Genomic DNA, 3,182 nt, shown 5'->3' on the forward strand with positions numbered 1-3,182 from the left:
GCGCGGCCGCCGGCGCCGCGGAGGTGGTCGGCGAGCTGGCCCCGGGGCAGGTGCTCACCGAGGAGGTCGGTGAGGTGGAGGGCGTCGACGGCGCCGAGCAGGTCGTGTGCTCGTTCAGCGACGGGAGCACCGGACCCGGCGCCTCCTCGTTCACGCTGGTGTTCACCCTCAACGCCGACCCGAGCACCAACCCGGACGTGGTGCGGGTGCCCGGGGAGCAGGAGCAGATGAACTGGGAGGTGGACATCGACGTGGACGTGGACACCTACCACACCGAGGAGTCCGACTCCCTGGGCGGCGACCTGGAGTACGTGGGCACCGTGGACGGCTCCAGCCGCCACCTGTACCTGGCGCTGCCCGACGAGCTGTACGTCACCGCCATCGCCTACGGCGAGGAGGTGCCGCGCGAGGACCTGGAGCGGGTGGTCTTGCTGGCCGCCGGGCGCATCCGGGGCTGACCCGCGACGCGAACGACCGAGGGGGCCGCCGGTGGGCGGCCCCCTCGCGTGTCCGGGCGCTCCCCGCACCCCGGGCCCCGTTCCCCGGGCACGGGGCCCGGGGCGGCTCCCCTGGGCTGTCGGCCCTACGTCGACGTCCCCGTTCCTCGGACGCCTCCTCCGGGCCTCCAGAACCCCGCCGGACACCTCGTCAACCCCCAGCGGCACGGGAGGGCATTCGGAAAACGGACCCTAGTACTCCACGGGGATCTCCTCGAACTCACCGAACGGGCCCGCCCGCAGGGTCAGCTCCTCCACGTCCACCGGCGGCGCGGGGAAGACCGCGACCAGGCTGTAGGTGTTGTCGGGCTGGAGCATGTGGACCTCCTCGGCGAAGCTGCTGTAGCGCCCCTCGCCGAAGTCCATCTGGGCCACGTAGCGCACCAGGCCGCTCTCCGGCTCCAGCAGCTGGAAGCCGCCGAGCGTGCCCTTGTTGAACTGCTCGGGGCCGCCCGCCTGGACGGCCTCCTGCCCGCCCATGTCGGGCATGGTCGGCTCGTCGGTGGTGTTGGTCAGCGCCACGGTGCCGATGACGTACGCGCCGTCGCGGCGCAGCGGGTAGACCTCCAGGCGCACCCCGTCCAGCTCGCCCTCGGCCACCACGGATCCCGGGTCGTCGTCGTAGGGCGCGGGCCAGGTGACGTTGCGCTGGGCCGCGCCCAGGGCGTCGTCGTCGTACTCCTCTTCCTCCGTGGCCTCCACGGTGGTGTCGAAGACGTAGGAGAACTCCACCCGCCGGTTGCGCGCCCGCGCCTCGTCGTCGTCGGGGCCGCCCTCGCGGGCGATCGGCTCGTGCTCGCCGCGGCCCTCCACCTCAAGGGTGTAGTCGGTGCCCAGCTCCTCGGCGAGCAGGTCGCGCACGCTCTCGGCCCTCTGCACCGACAGGTTGTCGTTGTAGGCGTCGTCGCCGATGCTGTCGGTGTGGCCGATGACGGTGATGACGGGCTCGTCGGGATCGACGTTGCGGGCCAGGCTGGTGGCCGCGCGCCGCACCACGTCCTCGGCCTCGGAGGTCAGGTCCGAGCGGTCGAACTCGAACATGACGTCGGAGTGCAGGGAGATGATCTCCCGGTCGCCGTCGCGGGTGGTGGAGGCGATCTCGGAGTCCACGAAGCTCTGCACCCAGCCCTCGTCGGCCACGGCGTCCGCGTCCGGGCGTCGGTTGGCGAAGGTGAGGTTCTCCCCGCTCGGCGGCGGGTCGTCCGGGGTGAGGTGGTCGGCCCCGTTGGGGTCCTGCGGGTCGGCCCGCTCCTCCTCCACGTCCACGACCGGGATGCCGGTCATGGCCCCGAGCCCGCTGCCGACGAACGTGACCTGCCGGACCTCGTCGGGCAGTCGCGGGAAGTAGCGCACGTACTCGTTGGTGACCCCGTCGTGGACCGGGTAGAGGCCGTCCTGGTTGGGGCTCTCGGAGCCGTACTTGAGGCCCTCCCCGTCCAGGAACTGCCGGTAGACGCGGCCGGTGAGCGGATCGACGAGGGTGTGGGCCATGCTCATGTTCCGGTTGGGCCCGGTGAACTCGTCGAGGTAGGTGACCTCGTAGTACATGACGGTGTACTCGTCGGTGCGCTCCAGGCCGGTGACGGCGAAGCGCATCTCGTTGTCCCGGCCGGTGTCCTGGAAGATGCGGCCCTCACGGACGTAGGGGAACTCCTCCCTGACCTCGGGCGGGCCCGACGCGTTTCCGAAGGTCTCGGACCACCAGTCGGACACCCCCTCGGTGACCGTGCAGCCGCTGAGCAGGAGGCTGCCCGAGACCGCCAGCGCGACCAGGGGTAGGGGCGACTTCCTCGCCATGTGGGGGAACTCCGATCGTTGAGGAGACGTACGGGCAACATCCTCCTGCACCCGCGGGGCGGAACCGACCGCCCTGCCCGCTGTTGGCGGGTTACGTCCGCTTGGCGGCCGGTGCCCGGTGCGGGGCGATCCGGTCGGCGCGAAAGCCCCGGACGGGTCCCGGACGGGCCTCGAACGGGTTCCGGGAGCGGGGCCCGGAGGAGTCCCTGACGGGCGGCGGGGGCGCCCCGGACGGGTGACGGGCAACGGACAACGCTCCCGCGGTCGCCGACGGCCCCGCGTCACCGCAGGTCACGGGCTTTCTCGCGCGGTACGAAAAAAATTCCGCGGAAACACCCATCCGCCCCCGCGTCGGCCCCGAATGACCGACGTGACCACCGAGACACGCGGGAACACCCCGCCACGCGACAGGCGACGGGTCGTCGTCGGATCAGTCGTGGGGCTGCTCACGGTCGGCGCCTCACTGGGCACCGCCGAGCTGGCCGCAGGACTGCTCCGCACCGTGTCTCCGGTGGTCGCCGTCGGCGACACGGTCGTCGACACCACACCGCCCTCCCTGGTGGAGGCGGCGATCGACCTGCTGGGCAGAGCCGACAAGGTCGTGCTCGTGGCCGGGATCATCGTCGTCCTCCTGGGTGTCGGGGCCGTACTCGGCACGGCGTCGCTCCGGCGGCCCGTCGTCGGGTACACGGGGTTGGCGGTGTTCACCGCGGTCGGGCTGGCCGCCGTGCTTCCGCACCGCTCCGACGACCCGGGTACCCCGGTGCCCGTGCTCGTCGGGGCGGTCGCGGGGGCTCTGGCCCTGGCGCTCCTGGTGCGCGGCGCGCGCGGGACGCTCCGGCCCGAGGCGGACCCCGGACCACAGGGGGTGGGCGGTCCGAGGACACC

Annotated in this window: 1 protein-coding gene and 2 pseudogenes; 2 read left to right on the forward strand and 1 reads right to left on the reverse strand. The window is 72.4% G+C overall.

All coding sequences use genetic code 11. From position 1 onward, the window contains the following. Nucleotides 1-458, forward strand: a pseudogene (locus tag DQW06_RS09365) (hypothetical protein); the annotation flags it as partial. A 231-nt stretch (nucleotides 459-689) separates the two neighbouring features. On the opposite strand, the gene DQW06_RS09370 reads toward DQW06_RS09365, so the two are convergent. After that, nucleotides 690-2,294: an OmpA family protein gene (locus tag DQW06_RS09370; protein ID WP_013156352.1), complete on the reverse strand. Its 1,605-nt coding sequence runs from the start codon at nucleotides 2,292-2,294 to the stop codon at nucleotides 690-692. A 361-nt stretch (nucleotides 2,295-2,655) separates the two neighbouring features. Here DQW06_RS09370 and DQW06_RS09375 point away from each other — a divergent pair. Beyond that, nucleotides 2,656-3,182: pseudogene (locus DQW06_RS09375) on the forward strand (molybdopterin-binding oxidoreductase); the annotation flags it as partial.

It is taken from the genome of Nocardiopsis sp. TNDT3 (assembly GCF_003427465.1).
GTDB lineage: Bacteria > Actinomycetota > Actinomycetes > Streptosporangiales > Streptosporangiaceae > Nocardiopsis > Nocardiopsis dassonvillei.

Excerpts from the sequence above, each read along its gene's own strand:
- DQW06_RS09370 (WP_013156352.1), bottom strand. The coding sequence starts at position 2,294 with ATGGCGAGGAAGTCGCCCCTACCCCTGGTCGCGCTGGCGGTCTCGGGC.